At 49.8% G+C, this 22,302-nt stretch carries 20 protein-coding genes and 2 pseudogenes; 7 read left to right on the top strand and 15 right to left on the bottom strand.

Annotation, left to right across the window (positions count from 1 at the left end):
- Positions 1 to 8 precede the first annotated feature (8 nt).
- The 11 genes and pseudogenes from ACPV3A_RS15325 to ACPV3A_RS15275 form a co-directional block, all read right to left on the bottom strand.
- Complete coding sequence (locus ACPV3A_RS15325) at positions 9 to 1,502, bottom strand: extracellular solute-binding protein (protein WP_339218470.1); 1,494 nt, start codon at positions 1,500 to 1,502, stop codon at positions 9 to 11.
- A 71-nt stretch (positions 1,503 to 1,573) separates the two neighbouring features.
- Entirely contained in the window at positions 1,574 to 2,446 is an 873-nt protein-coding gene (locus tag ACPV3A_RS15320; protein WP_339218472.1) for a carbohydrate ABC transporter permease, read from the bottom strand.
- Between the two features lie 15 nt (positions 2,447 to 2,461).
- Positions 2,462 to 3,355, bottom strand: a complete 894-nt coding sequence (locus ACPV3A_RS15315; protein WP_216531778.1) for an ABC transporter permease — start codon at positions 3,353 to 3,355, stop codon at positions 2,462 to 2,464.
- 3 nt (positions 3,356 to 3,358) lie between these two features.
- Positions 3,359 to 3,685, bottom strand: a complete 327-nt coding sequence (locus tag ACPV3A_RS15310; RefSeq protein ID WP_426200148.1) for a DUF4387 domain-containing protein — start codon at positions 3,683 to 3,685, stop codon at positions 3,359 to 3,361.
- A 13-nt stretch (positions 3,686 to 3,698) separates the two neighbouring features.
- Positions 3,699 to 5,048, bottom strand: a complete 1,350-nt coding sequence (locus ACPV3A_RS15305; protein ID WP_426200147.1) for an acyclic terpene utilization AtuA family protein — start codon at positions 5,046 to 5,048, stop codon at positions 3,699 to 3,701.
- 90 nt (positions 5,049 to 5,138) lie between these two features.
- On the bottom strand, positions 5,139 to 5,837 hold the full coding sequence (locus ACPV3A_RS15300) for a FadR/GntR family transcriptional regulator (RefSeq protein ID WP_113057336.1): 699 nt from the start codon (positions 5,835 to 5,837) through the stop codon (positions 5,139 to 5,141).
- Between the two features lie 337 nt (positions 5,838 to 6,174).
- Positions 6,175 to 6,468, bottom strand: coding sequence for a hypothetical protein (locus ACPV3A_RS15295; RefSeq protein WP_426200146.1), 294 nt, complete (start codon positions 6,466 to 6,468; stop codon positions 6,175 to 6,177).
- 48 nt (positions 6,469 to 6,516) lie between these two features.
- Positions 6,517 to 7,308, bottom strand: coding sequence for a lipid II flippase Amj family protein (locus ACPV3A_RS15290; RefSeq protein ID WP_426200145.1), 792 nt, complete (start codon positions 7,306 to 7,308; stop codon positions 6,517 to 6,519).
- A gap of 103 nt (positions 7,309 to 7,411) precedes the next feature.
- Positions 7,412 to 7,921 (bottom strand): hypothetical protein, encoded by a 510-nt coding sequence (locus ACPV3A_RS15285; protein ID WP_426200144.1) that lies wholly within the window; start codon positions 7,919 to 7,921, stop codon positions 7,412 to 7,414.
- A gap of 71 nt (positions 7,922 to 7,992) precedes the next feature.
- Positions 7,993 to 9,075, bottom strand: coding sequence for a Gfo/Idh/MocA family protein (locus ACPV3A_RS15280; protein WP_426200143.1), 1,083 nt, complete (start codon positions 9,073 to 9,075; stop codon positions 7,993 to 7,995).
- An 88-nt stretch (positions 9,076 to 9,163) separates the two neighbouring features.
- Positions 9,164 to 9,415 (bottom strand): annotated as a pseudogene (locus ACPV3A_RS15275) (DinB family protein); the annotation flags it as partial.
- Positions 9,416 to 9,589: 174 nt separating this feature from the next.
- Between ACPV3A_RS15275 and ACPV3A_RS15270 the strand changes: the two are divergent.
- Complete coding sequence (locus ACPV3A_RS15270) at positions 9,590 to 9,991, top strand: hypothetical protein (protein ID WP_426200142.1); 402 nt, start codon at positions 9,590 to 9,592, stop codon at positions 9,989 to 9,991.
- Between the two features lie 74 nt (positions 9,992 to 10,065).
- Here the strand turns inward: ACPV3A_RS15270 and ACPV3A_RS15265 are convergent, their stop codons facing one another.
- The 3 genes and pseudogenes from ACPV3A_RS15265 to ACPV3A_RS15255 form a co-directional block, all read right to left on the bottom strand.
- Positions 10,066 to 10,473 carry a GNAT family N-acetyltransferase gene (locus ACPV3A_RS15265; protein ID WP_426200141.1) on the bottom strand — a complete coding sequence of 136 codons (408 nt, stop codon included), beginning with the start codon at positions 10,471 to 10,473 and terminating at the stop codon, positions 10,066 to 10,068.
- 13 nt (positions 10,474 to 10,486) lie between these two features.
- Complete coding sequence (locus ACPV3A_RS15260) at positions 10,487 to 10,861, bottom strand: sensory rhodopsin transducer (protein ID WP_426200140.1); 375 nt, start codon at positions 10,859 to 10,861, stop codon at positions 10,487 to 10,489.
- 101 nt (positions 10,862 to 10,962) lie between these two features.
- A pseudogene (locus ACPV3A_RS15255) lies at positions 10,963 to 12,059 on the bottom strand (rhamnogalacturonan acetylesterase).
- 237 nt (positions 12,060 to 12,296) lie between these two features.
- Here ACPV3A_RS15255 and ACPV3A_RS15250 point away from each other — a divergent pair.
- From ACPV3A_RS15250 to ACPV3A_RS15225, 6 genes are all read left to right on the top strand, one after another.
- The gene (locus tag ACPV3A_RS15250; RefSeq protein WP_426200139.1) at positions 12,297 to 14,030 is read left to right on the top strand and encodes a cache domain-containing sensor histidine kinase; all 1,734 of its coding nucleotides are present in this window, start codon (positions 12,297 to 12,299) and stop codon (positions 14,028 to 14,030) included.
- Positions 14,031 to 14,043: 13 nt separating this feature from the next.
- The gene (locus ACPV3A_RS15245; RefSeq protein WP_426200138.1) at positions 14,044 to 15,591 is read left to right on the top strand and encodes a response regulator transcription factor; all 1,548 of its coding nucleotides are present in this window, start codon (positions 14,044 to 14,046) and stop codon (positions 15,589 to 15,591) included.
- A gap of 143 nt (positions 15,592 to 15,734) precedes the next feature.
- On the top strand, positions 15,735 to 17,075 hold the full coding sequence (locus ACPV3A_RS15240) for an ABC transporter substrate-binding protein (protein WP_220684519.1): 1,341 nt from the start codon (positions 15,735 to 15,737) through the stop codon (positions 17,073 to 17,075).
- Positions 17,076 to 17,193: 118 nt separating this feature from the next.
- Entirely contained in the window at positions 17,194 to 18,093 is a 900-nt protein-coding gene (locus tag ACPV3A_RS15235) for a carbohydrate ABC transporter permease (protein ID WP_009589786.1), read from the top strand.
- A gap of 62 nt (positions 18,094 to 18,155) precedes the next feature.
- Positions 18,156 to 18,932 carry a carbohydrate ABC transporter permease gene (locus ACPV3A_RS15230; protein ID WP_426200177.1) on the top strand — a complete coding sequence of 259 codons (777 nt, stop codon included), beginning with the start codon at positions 18,156 to 18,158 and terminating at the stop codon, positions 18,930 to 18,932.
- 45 nt (positions 18,933 to 18,977) lie between these two features.
- Complete coding sequence (locus ACPV3A_RS15225) at positions 18,978 to 20,009, top strand: glycoside hydrolase family 88 protein (RefSeq protein WP_426200137.1); 1,032 nt, start codon at positions 18,978 to 18,980, stop codon at positions 20,007 to 20,009.
- A 208-nt stretch (positions 20,010 to 20,217) separates the two neighbouring features.
- On the opposite strand, the gene ACPV3A_RS15220 is transcribed toward ACPV3A_RS15225, so the two are convergent.
- Entirely contained in the window at positions 20,218 to 22,296 is a 2,079-nt protein-coding gene (locus ACPV3A_RS15220; protein WP_426200136.1) for a peptidoglycan D,D-transpeptidase FtsI family protein, read from the bottom strand.
- Between the last annotated feature and the right edge of the window lie 6 nt (positions 22,297 to 22,302).

The raw sequence follows: 22,302 nt of genomic DNA, 5'->3' as shown, positions 1-22,302 counted from the left end.
TAGGCTCCTTACTTGATGTTTTCGTTGGCGTATTTCGTTATCTCTGCCCCGCCTGCAGCATTCCAGGCTTCAACGAATTGGTCGAATTGGGACAAGTCCTTCTTGCCTGTAATAAAATCCGTCGAATATTCCTTGTACAGATTGTTCATCGCGTCCCAGTTCGAAATGAATTGCTCAGGGATGATGAAATTATTGTCTTCCGTGTAGAATTCGCCAGCCATTTTCAACGATTCGGTTCCAGGCTCACCCAATAGCGGCGTTTTCAAAGGCGTTTCGGATTGGATCTCGGTCGGTTCCCAGAAACGCGCATACCATTCGCTGTAGTATTTCTCGTTCAGCTCGATTTCGCCGTCAACCACCTTGTAATGCTCCTCTTCGAAACCGAGGCGGTCCAGCATTTGCCCCTTCGGACTTGCAAGGTAATCGAATACCTTGAACGCTACGTCTTTATGCGGAGATTGCGAGGAGATCGCAAGTCCTCTGGATTCCTTCGTAACATCGGTGGCCCCGAAGCCTTGAGCCTCGCCTTTAGCAGGCGGGAGCACGATCAGATTGGCGTCATCTCCGCCGAGTTCCTGCATTCTTCCGTCATACAAATCGATGATTTTGCCGGCTGTGCCCGTAATAATGGCAGCCTCACCTTTATAGAAGGCGTCTTCCTTCGTATCCCACTGCTTCGTAATGAATTGCGGGTCCAGCAGCCCTTCCTTGTAGAGCTTGTTGTAGAACGTCAGCTTTTCTTTCTCCTTCTGGGAAACCTTGGAGTACTCATACGTTCCGTCTTCCTTCTTAAGCCAAGTCGTATCTAAACCGAAAGCCGTATTGAAAATAAAGTTAATCTCAGCAATATCGCCTGCTGCCGTCAGCGCATAACTCGGCTTGCCTTCACCCGGCTTCTTCTCCACCAGTTCCTTGAAGAAGGCATAATAATTGTCGACGGTCGGGTTCTCCATCAGGGCCTTGGAGCTATCCATGGCATTAAACCAGTCGGCCCGGATGACCGGGGTCTTCGGGGCGAGCGGTTTGATCCACAGCAGATACGGATAGCTTGCCATCCGCGTTTGGTTATGCGGCTCGATGATATCTTTAATGTAAGTGGATTTTTCAATGTAAGGCGTCAGATCCTCCAGCAGGCCTTGTTCGGCAATTTGCTGGTCGCCGCCCTGGAAGTAGATGATATCCGGAATGGTTCCGCCTAACAACAGCAGATTCAGGTTCTCGGCATAACTGCCCTGTGCCAGATCAACAAGTTCGAATTTCACGTTCAATCCTTCGTCTTCGGCCAGGGATTTCTCCAAGGTCTCGAAGAATTTAACCGAAACAGGGTTCGCCGTTCCTTCATCCTTATACACGATCTTCAATGTAACGGGATCACCGCTCCCATCCGGCTGGGTAGTCCCGGGTTCAGTTTGGCTCGCTCCCGGCGTGTTTGATTTCGATGTGCATGCCGACATGACCATAACCAGCATGGCAACGACGAGTAAAAGGCTTAATTTTTTCATGTTCATCTTTCTCCCCTTTTTATGAATTTGAACATTTATGCCTTATAAATAAGCTGACTTCGCCTTCCCGCTTAATCCTTCACTCCGCCCTCCAGTTCGCCTTTGGCGTAATATTTCAAAATGAACGGATATAGGAATAACAGCGGCACAATCGCAATCATGATCGTACCTGCCTGCAGGGAAGCAAAATCAAAGTTGATCGAGCTGTCGAACATGTTCTGGTTGCCGATCAGGGACGTATTGTCCTTGCGGACAACGAATTGTCTAAGCACGACCTGCAGCGGCCATTTGGTCGGGTCCGAAATGTAGAGCGTCGCTCTGAAATATTCATTCCAGTGGTACACTCCGTAAAACAAGCCCAAGGTCGCCAGCCCCGGTTTGGACAGCGGCAGTATGATTCGGCTGTATAAGCGGAAATGACCTGCGCCATCGATTCGGGATGCCTCCAGAATCTCCTCCGGTATGTCCTGGATGAACCGCATGAGAATAAAGAGATAGTACACGTTGATCGCTTTGTACAGGATCAGTGATGTTAGCGTATTCATCAGTCCGAGGTCCTTTACCAGCAGGTATTCTGGGATCATGCCCGGCTCAAACACCATAATGACGATCAGAAAAAACAACACGACCTTTTTACCGATAAATTCGGTTCTGGCCAGCACGTACGCCGCCATGGAGGTTAGCAGCAGATTCAGGAATGTGCCTGCTACGGTAATCCATACGGAATTCAGAATACTGCCTGTAATCAAGGGATTGGACATTAACAGTTGGTAATTGATTGTTGAGAATCCCTTCGGAAAGATGTCCAGTCCACCCATTAGATGGGCTTTGCCGGGATCGGTTAAGGACAGCGCCAGCAGATTCAGGAGAGGAACCAATACCATGAGCGTAAACACGAACAACATGAGATAAATGACGATTTTGGATATTTCCAGCCGTCTCACCCTTAAATCCCTCCTTTACCAGACGCCCTTGCCCGAGAAGCGCTTCGATATGAAATGCGTGCCCAGGATGAGGATGATACCGATCACGCCCTTGAACAGACTCGCTGCAGTTGCGTAAGCAAACTGTCCGTTCCCGATACCGATTCGGTACACATATGTGTCCAGAATATCCACCACACTGATGATGGAATCGTTCATAAAGTTAAACACCTGATCAAAACCAGCATTCATGAAGAAGCCCAGATTCAGAATGAAGACGGTTACAACTGTGCTGTATAAATGTGGAAGCGTAATGAACCTCATCTGCTGCAGCCGGGTCGCCCCGTCTATCTTGGCTGCTTCATACAATCCTGGGCTGATCTTCATGATGGCTGCCAGATAAATGATCGAATCCCAGCCGGCGCTTCTCCAAATTTCGGAGAATACGAGCACCCAACGGATATGCTCCTTGCTGGTCATGTAATCCACGGATGGCAGTTGAAAGAAATTCGCTATCAGATTGACTCCGCCTTCGGCAGGGTTCAAGAGACTGATCCAGATTCCAGCAATCACGACCCAGGACAAGAAATGTGGCAGATAGACCACGGATTGCACATATTTGCGGTATTTCGTGCTCCGAACTTCATTAATCAGAAGTGACAGCATGATCGGAATCGGGAACACGAATACGATTTTCATCAAGCTGATAATAATGGTGTTCTGCAGCACGCTTGTGAAGGCGGGCGAGCTGAACAGCGTTTTGAAGTGCTTCCACCCGACCCAGACATGATCCCCGAGAATCCGGTAATCCTGGAAGGCGAGTTTCATGCCATACAGCGGAATGATGTGAAAGATAAAAAAGTAGAGCAGAGGCAGCGACAGCATCGCGTACAGCACCCAATCCTGCCTTAATCGCCTTAACACCTTCATGGCTTACCCCTCCTCCGGATGTTCAATGGATAGCTTCATAAGGGGAGCATGCTGCTGGGCACCGTACACGTCGCGGTCGCCGACACTGCCCGACGATATGTCCCGCGACATCGTGATTTTGAAACCCAGCGCCTGGTCGAAAAATACCAAATGATGAATCTGCTCCTCCCGTATCTGATACAGCTCGCATATCGTCCGTTTTGTAATGACGCCGGACTGTTTCACTCTGTCATATTGCTCCTTGGAATCAAACAACACGTCTAATGTAATTTCGAAGGGTCCCGAGTTTTTGCTTCGCAGCACTTTCGCTAAATCGCCGAGTTCTGTCATGGTTTGATCCTCCTTATCGATGCTCTATACGAAAAGCATTATTTTTCATTTCCATCAGGTGATAGACGGAGAACTCATAAACAGGACCGAACTCGATATCGCTTGGCGCGAATGGAAATGCCAGATTGCCTGCCGTTGATTTCCGGCCTTCATAGCCATAATGCAGAAAGGTGGAGCGCACCGTCGCGCAGATGCTGTTCGCCAATTCCTGCGTCTTGGCCACCACTTCGAACATGACGCCGACCTCATGTCCGGCAAAAGACTCAGGCTCCTTGCTTCCGAGAACGCCATTCTTGCCGTAGTTGTAAAATTGAATCCGATAATCCGATTCCGGAATTTCCCGGTAATATTCCCGCGCCTGGTTGCGAACATAATCCTCAACCTCTTCCAGCTTCCCGATCAAGAGCGGATCCCGAATCCCCGCCACCACGAAGGTCCGATAAGCGACGCGCCTAGCGCCTTCCAGCTTAATGAAGTATTTCTCCGCCGGAAGGAAGCGGCTGCCCGTCACGCGAACGACGCCTTTCTCCACTTCCTCGAATCGGCAGTTCTCCAAATCGAGCGTAAAGCCGGGACCGTGCAGAATAAACGGATGTTCCTTCTCATAAAAGGTATGTGCCGCAACGCTGGTCGGGCTGCACGTCCGGCTCGGGTTAAGCGACTGAATGGTAAACGAATGGTCGCTGATCGTGCCAAGAATGCTGTCTTTGGTTGTTCCCGGTTCCGCGCACAATGCGCCGCATTCCAATATTTTGCCCAGATGATAGGACAGCCCCGGGTCCTTGCCGTAATAGATCCCGATCGCCGCGAAAGGCGAAGGATCATACGCCCGGCCGCAGACGATGATGTCCACACCTTGTTGAAGCGCTTCCACAATCGGCTCATGTCCCATCTGGGCAACGATGCTGTTGGTGGAGTCAATCAACTCACTGGTGAGTGGCGGAATATTCGGACTTAGTGCCTTAATCCGCCCTTCTTCCTTCGCCTGATGGATTTCCTCCCGGGTGAAGTCGGCCCATATGACGGACACCTTGGCCTCAAGCCCCCGCTCTTCCAAAATCTCATCAATGATATCCAGCGTCCAGTTCACATGGGTCCGTGCCCCCGAGCCCCCGGCCGAGCCGATGATGATCGGAATTTTCCGGGGCAAACCGTTTGTGAGCATAATGTCCAGATCCTTCTTAACCGCCCGCTTGCTGACGATCGATACGCCGGCCCCCAGCTTGTGCGGTCCCCCATCCGTTGAGCCCGCATCAACGACGATGCCGTGCAGCTCGAACTCCAGTCCGTTCAGGAAAGATTGTTCAGGAAATCCATATCCCAGCATGCCGCAGGGTGATAGAATTCGAATGTCTGTATTCATCTGCAGTCCCTCTTTACCAACATATTCACCCATGACCATTGGATAATTGGATTATCCAATTTGTGTTAAAAGGGGTACGTTTCTCCCCTCTTAAACATGAATGTAGTTTTTCTGTATGTTTTCTTTAACCCTTCTGAGATGGTTCAGCAAAGCCAGCTTCGCTTTTACCGGGTCACGTTCCTTAATGGCTTGCAAAATAAGTAAATGTTCTTCGTAGACCTCGCTCTTGCGACCCGGAATCTGAGCGGTTTTGCTCAGTGTCCGCTGCAGCAAGTCCATATGCAATTCAATCATATTGACGAGTACAACGTTATGCGTGGCTTTCGCAATCGACAAGTGGAATGCTTGATCCGGCTTCGATCGATCCTCCGCATTCTGATCGATCTCCCCCCAAGTCGCGAAGGCTGCCTCAATCTCGGCGATATCCTCATCGGTTGCGCGCTTTGCCGCCAGCTCCACAATTCCGGTCTCAAACAATTCGCGCGCCTCTAACAACTCAATGATGGTTGCACGTTCGATATTATCCAGGATGCGGCTGCGATCCTCGGCAACATCCAGTGCCTTGCTCAGGAAACGCCCGCCTCCGGGTCTGGCTTCTATCAGTCCTTCGCGCTCCAGAATGCGGAAAGCTTCCCGCAATGTCCCGCGGCTAATGCCAAACGATTGGGCCAGCTCCCGCTCTGTCGGAAGAACGTCGCCCGGGGTCAAATTTCCTTCCAGAATCAAATTCTTGATCTGTTCGATGACATCCTCGTACACCCGATGATATTTAATCTTCTTAATGGTCATATGACTACCCTCTCTATCCCTACTTGCGCAAACGATAATTGGGTGACCCAATTAACCGCATGTTTAGCATAAACGCATCCGAAAAGGCTGTCAAGCATAAAAATAGCGCTTACATAATCGTTTTAAAGGTCTGTCAGCACCTAATATACAGATACACCGGATAATTGGGTGACCCAATCAACTTCTTCTTGTCCTCTTTTTCCACACCTTTTATTATGGATTACTTCCAATATCCGTAAGGTCTATAATCCAACATCGACTATAAAATTCAAGACAAATAACCCTGGCTTGGATAGGAATCCATGACAGGGTTTATGCTCACGTAGAAAATCCAACGTTAGGATTGCGGTCTGCGTTTTGCCAACAACCATCTAACACTTCCATATAAACCGCTTAATACAATAAAGCCTCCAATTGCAGCCACGGTAAACCATTCGCTATTCCGCTCAATCATTCCAAAAGCTGCCTGAGCCGGCAGGGATTCCGTCTGTTCATATTGCCTGCTCAGATCCAGATCCCGCACATATCTCTGTGTTAGCACCATGCCTTGCAGCATCATAAAAACAAAATAGCCAATATATATCGCTGCAGCGAACAGCACGGATTCCATCACTACACGTTTACGCGTCATTACGATTCTTCCTCTCTCCTTCTGGCTTTCATGCAACAATCACAGTCCTTATATCCACTTCACAATCTCGCTGATCACATAAGCGGCTGGAATGATTACGAGCTGTGCCAGCATGGTCCCAAAAAACCTTGAAACCATCAGCATCGTATATACTTTGCCAAGCTGATCCCTCGCTTCCTCGTTCCGAGTCGCCTTATCGGTAATCAAACCAAGCTGGGGATCAATAAATATCGTTAAAATAATGGTCGCGATTCCGTTGATTAACCCGGATGCCTGAGATGCTGTGGTGCTGTACTGAGGAATGAGGTGAGCTGCATACAGGGATGACAAGACACCTACGGTGTAAAAAGCCGTAACCACAATATTCAGGATAATAAACCGTTTAGGTACTCCTAAGTAACGAAACTGACTCCATTTCAAGTTGGGTTTTCTTATGTAATGCCTTGTGTTCTTAAGCTGTCCAATGGTCACACTTGATACCAGCTTCGGAATCGATCCGGCGACCTCCAGCTTGCTGATGACTCTGCTGAACAGATTGACGAAGGTAGGAAACAATGCGATTGCGACAATGGTTCCGATCGAGGCGGCTAACAGAATCGCCCTGAAATAAGTGAGCACATCAAATGAAGGATCCAACTTCGCATAATCAACAAACTTGGCTGTCAGCGGAGCTTGAACTAAGTTGGACGTTCGGGAAACCAGCACAATAATCCCCGTCAACGATAATGCAACAGCGATCTTGTTTAGCTTCACCCCGGCATATCTTGCGGAGTACGACAAGGTTTCGGCCGTATGAATAATCATCGTTAGCACAAACACAACAATCAAGCTCTGTAGCATAGAGGGTTCCTCCCCACCTGATGTTCAGGTCAAACACCGTACCCTATATTGTGGAAATTGGGTCTGCAAGCTCTCTGCCCACTCTTTATATCTATCCGATTTACTACCGGATTAGTACGTGCCCTCCCTGCTCTTCCAGCATCAAAGCCGTCCGGCTATAAATCTGGTGCAGCTGCTGGCGGGTTATGAGACTGGCTTTATGTTCAAACGTTACATGAAACTGTGAATTGCGATCTGCAAGATACCGCATATAAGCGTGGGCATCTCCGTAATTCACATCATGATCATGCTCCGGCAGGACAGGCAGGTGATGCGTGAACTTGTCCTCATCATAAAATACGTTACTGTAATGGACCAAATATACCCGGGATGCCATCCGATCCAGAAAATGATACGGGTCAAACCCGCGAAAGGCCCTGCGGGTAATATCAAGTCTGGCCGTATCCAGCACAAACCCGATGTCAGGATAATCGTGAAAGCTATCCACAAACACATCCTCGTAATCACCAAAAAAATCATGCTCCAGCACAATGCGCTGCCCGTAGCGGAGCTGCAGCTCACAAAGAAACTCAAATAACCGCTTGGAAATGTCCCGGAATTTTGTTTTGCTCAATTGGTTGTAACTATAACGATATGCGGAATCGGGAAGTCTCGGATACGGAGTAAAGGGCTTTAACTTTCCTATTACCCATTTCGAATCATGGATCCATAATCAACGCTGACTCGGCTGTGTGTAACGGACGAAAGACGAATCGCATCCAGAACAGCTTGTACCTTGTGGCCATCCTCGAAATTCGGCATATTCAACAATGATTGGTTTGCAGTTATGCTCTGATATATGCCGTCTATCATCTGATAGAAGCCGTTATAATAGGGCACTGCCGGGGCTTCCAGGTTAGCCGGCGGGGCAAACGGATCCATCGGGATAGATTCAAACGCCCCGCCGAAGCTGCATTCGAGAGTATGATCATTTTGCATCACCAGCGTCCCCTTCGTCCCGTAGATCTCTAACGTCCAGCCCGCTCCGCGGATTCCCGGAAAAAATACATCCGCAAGGAAAGAAGCTCCGCCCTTAAAACACCCTGTGAAGGTAAAGGCATCCTCAGCATCCCTAAGCTCAAGCCCTGCATCTCCGTTATAGGCCGGAACCTGGGTTCTCAGGTCGCCGTACACTTCCGTAATTTCTTCGTCCATCCACCACAAGAGGGAATCTACCATATGCGAACCGATCGCAAACAGGAATCCACCGCCATCCTCGCTGCGCGCTTCCCATCCCCGGTAAGAATTAGACAGTACGGAGTGGCCGGAAAAGCTCCCTGTATATTTGATATGCTGTATGTCTCCGAGTTCTTTACCTTGCAGCATGTGCTTGATTCGTTGCCGAATTGGTGTCCATCTCCATTGAAAATTAACGAAAGCTTGTCGATCCACTTGTTCTGACGCTCTCCACATCTGTAACGTTTGCTCCGTATTCATGCCCAGAGGCTTCTCCGTCAGGACATGATAGCCGGACTGGAGGGCGAGCATCGTCATTTCATAATGATGGACGGGTGCCGATACAATCGATACCAGATCTAACGGTTCACTCTCCAGCATGTCACGCCAGTTCCTGTAATACGAAATTCCATTCCACGAGCGGTCCTCCGTGCGCTGTCGATGCACACTGGCAATGGATTTCACCTCCATCCCCGGGTGCAGCTGAAGAATGGGAGCATGAACAGTACCGCCAAATCCGGTCCCTATGATCCCTACCGACAATGATTTCATTGTTGTGATCACCTCATAATCACTAGATTCAGACCTTCAATACGGGCCCGTCTCACCCAGGAAATCCAGGAGTGTCCTTGGCCATCTCCTAGCGCACTGCATTAGGCAGCTTCTTCCGAATGAGACGGATTTGCCCGCGATGATTGATCTCATCCTCAAAGACGTGGAACCACATGAAATAGTAATTCGCAGGTTTGTCATACCAAAAGGGCTGTTCGATGTAGAGCCATTCATCAGAAACTGACCGGGACAGCGCGTAAGTCCGGTTTCTTACTTCGTTTAATTGCTCGATATAATCATCGAGTTCTCGACCTCGAATTACGGCTCTGCCTTCATGTCCGCCCCCCGATGTCTATTTTAATATTATTTCCCTCCGGCGCATCCACGGGTGTGAGGTCTCAATGACTCAACGCACCCGGGCACAGTGAATCAAGGATGAAATGGGCAGTTTCGTCTTATATTCCACAACCTTTTCCAGATTTGTGACGTTTAAGAAGTGAAAGGAGCGATCCATATGAAAACCTATATTGCACCCTTCATTGTGCTGTCTTTCATACTCTTGGCAATCGGATGTACGCCTGAATATGAGGAGCCCGTGGACGGGTACAAGCCATCGTCCGTCAATGACGACTTTCCAATCCCGGAAAGCGCAGTGCTATTGCAGACCATTCCGGAACCCGAAAATCCCAACATCGATAACGGTGCTAAATACGAGGTGAAGGGTATAGGCGGCGAACAAGGCTTGGCCACACCGGAGCGTTACTTCCAAGAGATACAATCTTCAGGTTGGACCGAATTGAAAGAGAACCAAATGGGACATGTTCATTTTTTCCAAAAAAACGATACGGTGATTGCACTGGAGGTACGCGAGGATTCCCTGGAAGTTTCTGAAATGATTAAGGGCGCTAAATTTTAAATCTCCTATTCCCAACATGTAACCAACTTGTAACCGACATCCAAAAAGGACCGTCCCGCGGTCCTTCTTTTCTTTTATCGCTGTATATCCTTCTTCATCCCAATGGTAAATCGCTGGAAACCCAGCTTTTCATAATACGGTTCCAGCCCTTCTTCACACATCAGTTGCGGGAAGACCCGGGACTTCTCGCAATGTTCAACCAATCGATGGAGGATCTGTCGGCCTATCCCCTTGGACTGATAATCCGGTTGTACGCCTAATCCGCATATAACGCCAGTGATCACCCCATCGGAAATCAACCGCCCCATGCCCACCAGTGTTTGTCCTTCATATGCATAGATGGCATACCAGCTCTGCAAACACATGGTTTTCAATTCGGTGACGGATAGACGAATAGAGTTCCAGCCAAGCGAAGCGTACAATGCTTCCAGTTGACGAAAATCCTCAGGCGGCTCTGAGGTATATATGATATCCCGTACCATTCAATCACCTTCCTTAGGATCGGGTTACCGGATACGCCATGACACTCATCAACGCATTCTCGGGCTGAGTCGAATCGAGACGGCTGTATTGAACAAATACGGGTGCACTGCTCGTAACTTCCATGGCATAAGGAATACCTGGAGGGATACCGTCCCCGCCGTCCGTTTGAAGCGTGCTCGTTCGTATATGCTTGGTCCTTCTAGCTGGTACGGTGTTTTCCATTCCCAGCAACGGATCACGATCCTCGAAGTAAGCATGAATCGTGACCACAACGTCCTGCTCGGATAAGTTCAAGACACAGACGGATTCATGACTGGTTAGTTCTCCGCTGCTTTCAGGAGGGATATACCCATCCGGAATAATCCAATGTTTTTCACCTTTTGACATGAGTTTCACTCCTCACAACTCATAATTTAAGGAATTTGAATAGATACTAGATTCGCGATCAACGCAGAAAGTTCCTTTAATCCACGTTCCGACCCATCATGCTAGCGTAGAAACAGTGACAACGGCTGGAGTCAAATGCCTTCAAGCCGCCAACCACCATATCGGCCAATCGGGCCGCACCGCGCTCTTGAAAATGAGTGTTGTCCATTACGCCCTGCGGAAACAGAAGAAATTCCCCTGGCCTCCCCCACATAAACACGGATTTGGTCCCTTCGGGACCCAACTGGTTAAAATACTCCAAACTCAGCGCCGCCAAATCGACCAAGGGGATATGCTCCTCCTGCGCCAGTTCGCGCACCGCCGTGATATAATCGCCATGCGTGTCTTCCAATAGCCCCTTACTATCAAAATAGCGACGATGAACGGGCGTTACCAGGATCGGCGTCGCCAGTTTCTCCCGGCAAACATCCACGTATTTCTTTAAAAATTCCTTGTATTTCGAAAAAGGCTCCGTATACCTCTCCTCATCCCGCTTTTGGTCGTTATGGCCAAACTGAATCAGCATATAATCATGAGGCTTCATCTTCTCACGTATTTGCTCCAATAATCCCTCCGTAATAAAACTCTTGGAGCTTCGGCCGGAACGAGCATAATTGCTCACAACCGCATCCGCTTTAATATAAGCGGGCAGCATTTGCCCCCACCCGGCATAGGGATAACCGTCCGCAGGCTGGTTCGTTACCGTTGAATCCCCTGCCAAAAACAAGTTGCAAGCATGTGGCGCAGGTGCCACTTCCATTGCATTAATCCGGGGAGCTCGGCCCGAGAAGGTCAGTACGATTTTACCTTGGACGGCCGGCACCGTGATGCTAAATCGTTCAAAGTGGCCTGCCGGTAAACGTTTCCCGTCCAGCAGCATCTGACCTTCCGTTCCACGAATCGAAGTTTCGGTATCAAACCAGGCATCACCGATCAGCAGATGCAGGGTGTACAGACCATCGATCACATCGACTTGAAACGCAGCATTCAGTGGTATGATAAAATCTCCCGTTAATGCCTCTTCCCCTGCGCGCTTCAAGGCAGAGACGTTGGATAAGGAATGGAATCCGTAGCCAAGGTCGGGATTATATAAGGTTTCAGCGTTTATTTTGATATGTTCTTGGCCCGGCGTTCCCGTTCCAAAATCAAATTTATACATCCATTGCAACGTACTTCACCTCTCCCGGTTGAATTTCATCTAAATCCATTATGAATTACGAGCCTCCGAACATAAATTCAAATAACCGTTCTCCTTGTTCAAATAACCGACTACATAAGCAAAGCCTCTTTAATTATTCTCCAGGTGCTGGAATAACAGCGCTTGTATTGACAGCGTTTACAGCCCGGTACATAATGTGTACACAACATTTTGGGACCAGCGCAAGGAGACGTTGCCGTGCAAAAATGGATAACGATATATAAAAATATGAAAATCAAAAATAAGCTTTCCCTTCTTATCAGCTTAATTGTTGCAATGGCATTCACGTTCGCCGTCATCGTCCAGCAGTATGCCTTCTCCATCTACGACGAGCAGCTGTACCTCAAATCTTCCCAGGTCCTTCACCTGTCTTCCTCCGCGATTGAGGCAGAGCTCGAGCGGATCGAACAGTTATCTTTTAATATCATTACCGATACCCAGATCCAGAATATATTACGTTCCATCGCCGGAAGCGAATCCGACTATGACAGGCTCATCCTCCGGCAGCATTTGGTGGACCGCCTCCTGAATTACGTAGGCTCCGAGCCCATGCTCTACTCCATTCACTTGATCGATTCGTATGATCAGCAGCAGGACGTCGGCAGCGTTGTCCCGATTGATCCCGCCAAGAAGGAATTGATTCTTCAGCTTGCCGGGGACGCGGATGGGGGAGAGCGCTGGATATACCCTGACGATACGGATTCTGCCCTTCTACTTTCCCGGGAAATAAGATCCTATTCCGGCACTTTGTTCGATCTTAACTATTTGGGTACCATCATCATTCGCATCAATATGGACAAAATCGTCCGGAAGTCCGCCGGCGGGGAAAGCGACCTGATCGTAACTTCCGGTACCGATGTCATATATCCCGCAACGCCGCACTTCGATCCGGTCGTCATTCAATCCTCCCTGTCGTCCGGAAACGGGTACCTAACTCGGGAAATCGATGGCCATACCTACTTTATCGCACATAATCGATCTGGCAACACGGGCTGGACGTATATGAATGTTACACCCTTTAACCAAACCTTCAAGCAAATCATTTTCATTAAAGAGCTTGTCATCATCGTGTTCACCGTTATTTTCGCGGTTGCGATTCTGCTCGGCATCCGGTTCAGCCGGGGTCTGACACGTCCTATTGAAAGTCTCATCACCCGGATGAAGCTCGCGGAAAAAGGAAACTTTGCGGAAGCCAACGTGCTCCCGCAGGACGCCGCCCCTGTCGCCATGAACGAGCTGGGCCTGCTGCATCGCACATTCCGTCTCATGATCGAAAGAATCAATGCCCTCATCACCGAGAATTATTCAAACCGATTGTTGATCAAAGAGACCGAGTTCAAAGCGCTGCAAGCGCAAATCAACCCCCACTTTTTGTATAACACGCTGGAATCCGTGAACTGGCTGGCGAAGATGAACAAGCAAACCCAAATCTCCGACATGGTGCAAGCGTTAGCCTTCCTTCTCCGTAACTCCGTCAGTCTGAAGGAACCGATTCTGACACTGGGTGAAGAACTGGAGATTGTCCGAAACTATGTCCTCATACAGAAGTTCCGATTTGAAGACCGACTAGAGTTTACGCTGGATGTTAAGGAGCAGGATCTGCACCGCAAAATCCCCAAGCTGTCTCTCCAGCCTCTGCTCGAAAATGCGATTCATTACGCGCTGGAGCCGTCCGTTGACCCTTGCCGAATTTCATTGTTCTGCAAGGAGACACCTTCCGCGTTCTGCGTCATCGTGGAGGATGACGGTCCCGGCATGACACCAGATACCTTGACGCAATTGCGAAATGGCGATTTGGCCACCAGCGGTAACGGGATCGGACTGTTAAATATCGATGAACGAATCAAGCTGGCTTTTGGCGACCACTACGGTTTGTCCATTGACAGCGGATCGGGTCTTGGGACCCGTGTAATTCTGTATTTACCCAAATAACGGAGGGATTCGGATGTACAAAGTTCTGCTTGTGGACGATGAACGGATTATACTGGATGGCATATCTCAGATGGTGGACTGGCGATCATACCGAACCGAGCTGGCGGGCACGGCCCAGAACGGAATTCAAGCATATGAAAAAATCGTCAGGGAGAGCCCGGATATCGTCGTTTGCGACATTCGCATGCCCGGGCTCGACGGTCTGGAGCTCGTTGCCAAGACCCACGCCTCCCATCCTCATATCAAATTCGTATTGCTGTCCGGCTTCGGTGAATTCGAGTATGCCAACCGCGCCATGCAATACGGCGTGAAGCATTATCTGCTGAAGCCGACCGACGAGGTCAAGATCGGAGGAGCGCTGAGAGAGGTCATCAACGAGTTGACCCAGGACCGGAACAAGGAAACGTTTGTCCAGGAGATGAAGAACCGGCTCCGGAAGGTACTGCCCCATGTCAAAGAACAGGTGCTCAAAGAGTTTGTCACCAACAAGACCTATGGGCGCCATGATCTGGAGGAGTACCGAAGCCTGTTCGAATACGATTTCGATCAGCCCGTACGGCTGCTATTGTTCCAACTGGAGGGCACCGTCGAATACGAGCATCAATTTGCCGTGAAGAACATTGCGGAGGATCTGTTGGACACAACGCTGCTGAGTACGACGATCGGACAGCATGTACTGGTGCTAATCGAGAACCAACATGATCAGCAGCGGCTCCATGAGCAGCTGCAGGATATCCGGTGTACTTTTAAACAGTATTACAAGATGGACGTCACAATCGCGATCAGCGATCCCGGACCTGTTACCCTGGCGCGGAAGCTGTACCGGGATACGCTGCAATGCTTGAACTACCGATTCTATCTGGATGAGAGCGGGATGATCACGACGGAAGATACGCTGCACGCCGGCGGCCTGGAAGGAACGTTTGTCCTCGACGAGGAACGCCTGTGCATGCCGGTCCGATCCGGCCACCGCAACGAAGCGGAGCTTGCCTTGGCCGAATTTGTTCAGGAGCTGAAGCATGCGCAGCTTAGTATCGACATGACCAAATCCTATGTCATTCAGCAATATGTATCCCTCATCCGTCTAACCGACCCGGATCGGATGCAAGAACACTATGCACGGATTCCGGAAATCGCCGAGATGAGTACGCTTCAAGCCATTCAATCTTTCTTGGAGAAAACGGTACGGGAAATCACGCTGCGAAACTTCGAGCAGAACAAAGTCAAATATAATGCCATCGTCCGCAAGGTGGTTGAGATTATCGAGGAGCAGCTGGGGAACTCGGAGCTTACCCTCAATCTGGTGGCAAACGACATGCTGTATATGAACGCCGACTATCTCGGCAAGCTGTTCAAGAAGGAGACCGGCGAGAAGTTCTCCAATTACGTGATGAAGCTTCGGATGAAGCGCGCAACCGAAATGATGGCAAGCGATCCCGATATCAAAATTTTTGAAATGGCGGAACGGCTCGGTTTCGGCGATAATCCTCAATATTTCAGCCAAGTGTTCAAGAAACAGATTGGCCGTACACCCTCTGAATATATGAAAAAGAGTGATTAACTTGTACGTACATCTCTGCTTTTTAAACAAATTGCACGGTTTTTTTCCTTACTCTTTCCCCGCAAACACTAGATAATTGGGAATGTAAGCACTAACATTTGGAGCGACATGAAATGGTTGATTAACAAAGGGGAGGAAATGGAATGAAAAAAGTGTTAAACGCGGTTCTGATGTTTTCCCTGATCGGAAGTTTGATCGGCTGTTCGGGCGGCGGCGCCGCAGAACCACCGGCAAACGGCGGAACCGGAACGGAAACGCCGCCGGCGGCTGCAAGCGATAGCAAGGATCCGGTCAAGCTCCGCATTGCGTGGTGGGGCGGTCAGTCCCGGCATGATTATACCTTGAAGGTCATCGAGATGTATGAGTCCCAGAATCCGCATGTCACCATTGAGCCGGAGTATGCTCCATTCGATGACTATTGGAAGAAGCTTGCTCCCCAAGCGGTGGCCGGCGGACTTCCGGACATTATCCAGATGGACATCTCCTACCTGAATCAATATGCAGGCCGGAATCAACTGGCGGATTTGAAGCCGTTTACCGAGAGCGGCGAGCTCGATGTCGCCGATGTCAGCGAGAATGCGCTGAGCGGCGGTGAGGTCAGCGGCAAGCTGGTTGCCATGAACCTCGGCGTGAACGCACTCCAGACTACATTCGATGTGGAGACGATGAAGAAGAACGGCATCGATATTCCGTCCAAGGAATGGACCTGGGACGACATGGACAAGATGGGGGCCCAAGCCAAAGAAAAAGGCCTGCAAATCGGAGGCTTTGCTTACCGGCATGACGTCTTCTTCCCTTACTACCTAAGAACCATCGGGCAGAAAATGTACAGCGCTGACGGCAAAACAATCGGATACAGCGACGACCAGCCTTTTATCGATTACTTCACCCGCTACCAGAAATGGTACGACAACGGATATATCCTGTCCCTGGACAAGGAAGCCCAGAAGAAAGGCGTAGCCGAAGAGGATGAAATTGTCCTGGGCAACTCTATATCAGGCACCGGCTGGTCCAACCAATTCCTCGCCGTGGCCAATCTGGTAACCGATCGTCCATTGGAGCTGAATCCGATGCCGGGACCCGGAACAAAAGAAGGACTCTTCCTGAAACCTTCGATGTATTTCTCGGTCACCGAAACCTCCAAGCATAAAGAAGAAGCCGCCAAATTCATCAGCTTCTTCATCAACGACATTGAGGCCAACAAGCTGATCAAGGGCGAACGCGGCGTTCCCGTATCCGCCAAGGTGAAGGAAGCGCTCAAGCCGCTCCTCTCCGAGAACGAAGCCAAAATTTTCGACTATGTTACTTGGGCTGAGGCCAACAGCACGCCAGGCGATCCGCCTAACCCGATCGGCGCGGTAGAGATCGAGAAGCTGCTGCGAGATCTCAGCGAACGCATCCTGTTCAAGAAAATCTCGATCGAAGATGCCGCGGCCGAGTTCCGCAAGGAAGCGAATGCCATCTTGGCCAGATCTCAGCAATAACCAGGACACGGCTAGACAAGGCATCTCCGGCACGTCTTTCCCGTGCAAGAGATGCCTTTTTACATCAGTGACCCCTGCACGGGGCGCAACCAAATCTGAATCATAGGGGTTGAAATCTATGAAGAGGCTCCGTGAGAACGAGCACATCACCGGTTACGTGTTTTCAGCGCCGTTCGTTCTTGGTTTTCTCATCTTTACCTTATATCCAATTCTGTCGTCCCTGTATTATTCGTTCACCAATTACAATCTGATGGAAGCGCCAAGATGGCTGGGCTTGGGGAATTATGAACGGTTGTTCCTGGAGGACGACAAGATCGGCAAATCGTTCCAGGTCACGTTCACCTATGTATTTGCCAGTGTCCCCCTCCGCCTTATCTTCGCCCTCTTTGTTGCCATGATCCTGAATACCGCAACCAAGGCGGTGGGGCTGTACCGCTCTGCCTTCTACCTGCCCTCTCTCATTGGCGGAAGCGTGGCCGTGGCTATCATGTGGCAGCAGATCTTTGGCGACAAGGGACTCGTGAACTCTGCCCTTTCCCTCTTCGGGATCCATTCCACGACCTCTTGGATCGGGAATCCGAGCACGGCGCTATGGACACTGATCGCCTTGTCTATCTGGCAGTTCGGCTCCTCGATGATCATTTTTCTGGCTGGTTTGAAAAATATCCCGAAGGATTACTATGAGGCTGCCAGCGTGGACGGTGCCAATGCGGTCCATCGCTTTTTCAAGATTACGCTGCCTATGCTCAGCCCCATTATTTTGTTTAATTTGACGCTCCAGACGATTTCGGCGTTCCTGACCTTCACTCCGGCCTACATTATTTCGCGCGGAGAAGGCGGGCCCCTGGACCAGACGCTGCTCTATTCGCTCTATTTGTATCGCAAGGCGTTCTCGCATTTTGAGATGGGATACGCGTCGGCGCTTGCCTGGATCATGCTCATTATCGTTGGTGTCCTGACCCTGCTCATCTTCAGATCATCCACCCGCTGGGTTCATTACGAGTCGAAAGGAGATTGACGGTTATGACCAAATCCAGACGTGTTCTCTACCATACCCTGGTCGGATTGTTCGCCCTCTGCATGACTTATCCGATTTTGTGGCTGGTCGCCAGCTCGCTGAAGCCCAATCATGAAATATTCACGACGGCTTACAGCCTGATTCCGAGTCGGCTGGAATTCTCGAATTATGCTACAGGCTGGAAGGGTTTTGCCGGGACTACCTTCGGTACCTTCTTTAAAAATTCTTTTATCATTGTCATCATATCCACCATCGGTGCCGTCGCTTCCTCTGCGCTTGTCGCCTTCGGCCTGGCTCGGACCAAGTTCTTCGGTCAGCAATTCTGGTTCGCCTGCATGATGATTACGATGATGCTTCCTCATGATGTCGTGATCGTTCCGCAGTATGTGATGTTCGCCAAATTCGGCTGGCTGGCTTCCTTCAAACCATTAATTGTTCCCCAATTCTTTGGCATTCCGTTCTTCATCTTCCTGATCATGCAATTTATTCGCACCATTCCGAAGGAACTGGATGAAGCCGCCAAGATTGACGGATGCAGCAAATACGGGATATTTTTCCGGATCGTTGTGCCATTGATCGTACCCGCTCTCATTACGTGTTCCATCTTCTCCTTCTACTGGAGATGGGATGATTTCATCAATCCGCTCATTTACTTGAACAATCCGGAGAAATACCCGGTGTCACTTGCCTTGAAGCTGTTCCTTGACGGGGAGTCGCTTAATAACTGGGGCGGCATGTTTGCTATGGCTACCTTATCGCTGCTGCCGGTCGTCATCGTCTTCTTTATCTTCCAGAAATATATCGTGGAAGGGATCAGCACGACGGGATTGAAAGGGTAATTCATACAGATAGAAGCAAATAGAATATGAAGGGAGTTTCTCATCATGCCTGCACTTGTATTTGATGATCAACAGATTGAGGTTGTCATAGACCGCGTGGTCGACCGGACCTTTCGTATGGATTTCAGCTGGGACTGGCCGGGCGGGGTCGCCTTTTACGGAGTATGCGAAGCCTATAAGGCCACCGGCAAACAGGAGTATCTGGAACAGCTGAAAGCCTGGGTCGATGAAAATATGGAGGATGGGCTGCCCAAGCTGTCCGTCAACGGCGTCTCCATCGGTCATTCCCTGCTGACCTTATACGAGGTTTATGAAGATGAGCGGTATATTGAAACGGCCAAGGAAATGGCCGAGTTTCTCACGCATGATGCGCTGCGTTTCGGCAACGGCATCTTTCAGCATACGGTGAACTCCGAAACGTATAACTTTCCGGAGCAGGCATGGGTTGATACGATGTTCATGGCAGGCTACTTCCTGCTTCGAATCGGCGTGATGCTGGACCGGGAGAATTACTTCGAGGATGGCCTGAAGCAGTATCATGGCCATGAGGATTGCCTGCAGGATCCTGTTACGAATCTCTATTACCACGGCTGGGACAATATCGCCGGCAACCATATGTCGGGCGTGTTCTGGTGCCGGGGCAATGCATGGGCCGCCATCACGTTGGCCCGTGCCCTGGAGCTCGTGCCGGTTACGCATCCTTCCTTCATGATCATCGAAGGCTCGCTGCGCGACCAGCTCAGCACCCTGGTTCGGCTGCAGCATGAATCCGGCCTGTGGCATACGATCACGACCGATCCGCAGTCTCCGCTTGAAACGTCCGGCTCGGCCGGCATCGCCGCCGCCCTTCTGACCAAGGGACGCATCTACAATAAATACACGCAGAAATCGATTGACGGCATCTTGTCCAAGATTACCGAGGATGGCACCGTAACCGGCGTATCCGCGGGAACGGCCGTCATGAAGGACGCCGCAGGTTACAGAGACGTGCCCGATAAGCGGATCCAGGGCTGGGGCCAAGGCTTGGCTCTGACCTTTCTCGCGGAAGTGCTGAAGAACAAGGACAATCCTTATTGATGAAATGAGTTACAAAAAAAGGCAGGATTGGAGAGGATCAAGTTCGCCTCTACAACCTGCCTATTGTTATATGCGTTTCCACAAGCGATATTTTATTGAAAAATAACCGGTTAACAGGACAGTTATAACAAGGATAATTACATTCAAAATCATTGCTTTATCGCCCCTTTTCCCATCGCTAATCTTCACGATTCTACGTCTACGCTGTTTATTCATTGTCCCCTGTCTCGTCTTGAGTGCTGTCCTTCTGCTCATCTGTCTTCTTCGGATGCGGTGTTCCATCAAGTCCATAGACTTCGTCATAAGCATCGAATATTTTCCTCGCAATCGGCGCAGCGCTTTGCGAGCCGAAGCCGCCCTCCGGCACAACCACGGCAACTGCCAGCTTCGGATTATCTCGCGGAGCAAAGGCGATGAAGACGCCGTTATCAATCTTTTGCCATCTTCCATTCACCTTAGCTTCCTGCTCGGAGGTTCCCGTTTTGCGGGCAAAATCATATTTAAAATCATCGAATGCTGCCAACCCCTGGGTATTCATCCCCCGCTTAATGGTCTGCCAATACGCTTTGGGGAACTCGACCTCGTTCAGAACCTCGCGACCGAATTCCTTGACCACCTTGCCATCCTGATCCGTGATTTTGCTAACCAGCTGTGGCTTGACTCGCTTGCCTTCATTCGCCAGCATGACGGTGTATTGGGCAAGCTGCAGCGGGGTGTATTTTCCCATCTGTCCGAAAGAAGCATAGGCTAACGCAGCGAGATTACTTCCGGCTGCCTCCGTATTGGTATACTCCCCACGACCCTTAAATTCTCCAGGCAAGCCACTTCCCGTTGTAACGCCAAGTCCAAACTGCATCATATACTTTTCCCAGACGGTAACACCCTTCTCCCCACCATACTTATTGACAAGCCTTTTGCCAATCATATCAATCATAAAGGCGTTCGATGATTGCTGGATTGCTTGCTGTGGCTTTATGGGCCCATTTCGATGTCCGCCCGAGTTGGAGATAGACTTTTCATATCCTTCCCGGCCAATTAAAGCGTACCCTTTATCGGGATATGTTTCGTTCAAGCCAAATAACCCCTCATTCAGCCCAATCAACACGGTCAGCGGTTTAATGACGGAACCGAGATAGATCGTGGATTCAAACCCGTTTCCCGAGCGACCTGATCCATAAATCGTAATCGTGCCGTTTCCCGACGAATCCACGATATCCGGCGTAATCTTGCCACCATTTACCCGCACATTCGAGTCGTAATCCGGCATGCTCGCCATCGCGACTACATTACCGGTATCCACCTCCATGGCGACCGCGTATCCAGTTAAGGCTTCCTTATGAAGCTTTCCCGATACCGGATGGGTATGAAGATATTGAAGCTGATCCATAATGGCCTGCTCCGTGGCAAGCTGAATGTCTTTATGAATCGTGGTGTGGATATTGTGACCTTTTTCGGGAGCGACCATCGTCGGAACGCCATCTACCATATTCTGGGGATTAATCGGGATGTTTAAATATCCGCTCTTGCCGCGCAGTTCTTCCTGAAACATCTGCTCCAATCCGTCATAGCCAATCCACTCTTCTTCCGTGTAGATCAAGCCGGGATTTTTCTGATCCTTGTTGCTCTGATCAATAGCCTCATAAACCTTAAGGTCTTTGGAGCCTCTGAACTTCTTTAAGTACCCGATCGTCTGAACGGCCACCGTATCCAGGTCATAGTGTCTAACATTCTCCTCCACGATCTGGATGCCGGGGAACTTGGCACGATTCTCCATAAAATAAGCGATCTCTTCCTTCGTCAAATCCGTCTTGATGCGTCTGGGTTCATAACCATGCTGCTTGTTATATTCCAAATCCAGGTCGTCCATCACTTTCTTCACTGTAATCGGTTCTGCCTCGGGGTCCCCATACTTGTTAAACGCTTGGACAATTCGTTTTGCCATTTCCTCCGCTTCCGGCCTGTTCGCTTTGCCCTTGTCCGTCTTTTTGCTGTAATCCTTCATGAGCGTAATATATAAAGAGTTTGAAGCCGTGGAATAAGCAAGCTTGGTGCCGGATGCATCGATGATGGACCCCCGGATCGGCTGCAGCGGGAAATGCTTCTGCTCTCCTCCGGTTTCCTGACTCGCAAGCTCAGGTCCCTCAACGAACTGCAAAATGGCCATTCGAACGATAATGACGCAAAAGATTAAAAATGCGCTGAAAAAGAAAATGTTGATCCGCCCATGAAATCTACGCCTGATTTCTGATTCATCCGGTACGTCTTTATAAGGTTTAAAGCCTATCACATTGTC

Origin of the sequence: Paenibacillus sp. Dod16, assembly GCF_049893405.1 — a bacterium.
In the GTDB taxonomy this organism is placed as follows: Bacteria; Bacillota; Bacilli; order Paenibacillales; family Paenibacillaceae; genus Paenibacillus_AQ.
The sequence above is the reverse complement of the archived record's forward strand: the minus strand, read 5'-3'. Positions and strand labels throughout refer to the sequence as shown.

Excerpts from the sequence above, each read along its gene's own strand:
- ACPV3A_RS15315 (WP_216531778.1), bottom strand. The coding sequence starts at position 3,355 with ATGAAGGTGTTAAGGCGATTAAGGCAGGATTGGGTGCTGTACGCGATG.
- ACPV3A_RS15280 (WP_426200143.1), bottom strand. The coding sequence starts at position 9,075 with ATGAAATCATTGTCGGTAGGGATCATAGGGACCGGATTTGGCGGTACT.
- ACPV3A_RS15235 (WP_009589786.1), top strand. The coding sequence starts at position 17,194 with ATGAAGAGGCTCCGTGAGAACGAGCACATCACCGGTTACGTGTTTTCA.
- ACPV3A_RS15265 (WP_426200141.1), bottom strand. The coding sequence starts at position 10,473 with ATGGTACGGGATATCATATATACCTCAGAGCCGCCTGAGGATTTTCGT.
- ACPV3A_RS15305 (WP_426200147.1), bottom strand. The coding sequence starts at position 5,048 with ATGAATACAGACATTCGAATTCTATCACCCTGCGGCATGCTGGGATAT.
- ACPV3A_RS15230 (WP_426200177.1), top strand. The coding sequence starts at position 18,156 with ATGACTTATCCGATTTTGTGGCTGGTCGCCAGCTCGCTGAAGCCCAAT.
- ACPV3A_RS15300 (WP_113057336.1), bottom strand. The coding sequence starts at position 5,837 with ATGACCATTAAGAAGATTAAATATCATCGGGTGTACGAGGATGTCATC.
- ACPV3A_RS15270 (WP_426200142.1), top strand. The coding sequence starts at position 9,590 with ATGAAAACCTATATTGCACCCTTCATTGTGCTGTCTTTCATACTCTTG.
- ACPV3A_RS15310 (WP_426200148.1), bottom strand. The coding sequence starts at position 3,685 with ATGACAGAACTCGGCGATTTAGCGAAAGTGCTGCGAAGCAAAAACTCG.
- ACPV3A_RS15295 (WP_426200146.1), bottom strand. The coding sequence starts at position 6,468 with ATGACGCGTAAACGTGTAGTGATGGAATCCGTGCTGTTCGCTGCAGCG.
- ACPV3A_RS15260 (WP_426200140.1), bottom strand. The coding sequence starts at position 10,861 with ATGTCAAAAGGTGAAAAACATTGGATTATTCCGGATGGGTATATCCCT.
- ACPV3A_RS15325 (WP_339218470.1), bottom strand. The coding sequence starts at position 1,502 with ATGAAAAAATTAAGCCTTTTACTCGTCGTTGCCATGCTGGTTATGGTC.
- ACPV3A_RS15225 (WP_426200137.1), top strand. The coding sequence starts at position 18,978 with ATGCCTGCACTTGTATTTGATGATCAACAGATTGAGGTTGTCATAGAC.
- ACPV3A_RS15240 (WP_220684519.1), top strand. The coding sequence starts at position 15,735 with ATGAAAAAAGTGTTAAACGCGGTTCTGATGTTTTCCCTGATCGGAAGT.
- ACPV3A_RS15290 (WP_426200145.1), bottom strand. The coding sequence starts at position 7,308 with ATGCTACAGAGCTTGATTGTTGTGTTTGTGCTAACGATGATTATTCAT.
- ACPV3A_RS15245 (WP_426200138.1), top strand. The coding sequence starts at position 14,044 with ATGTACAAAGTTCTGCTTGTGGACGATGAACGGATTATACTGGATGGC.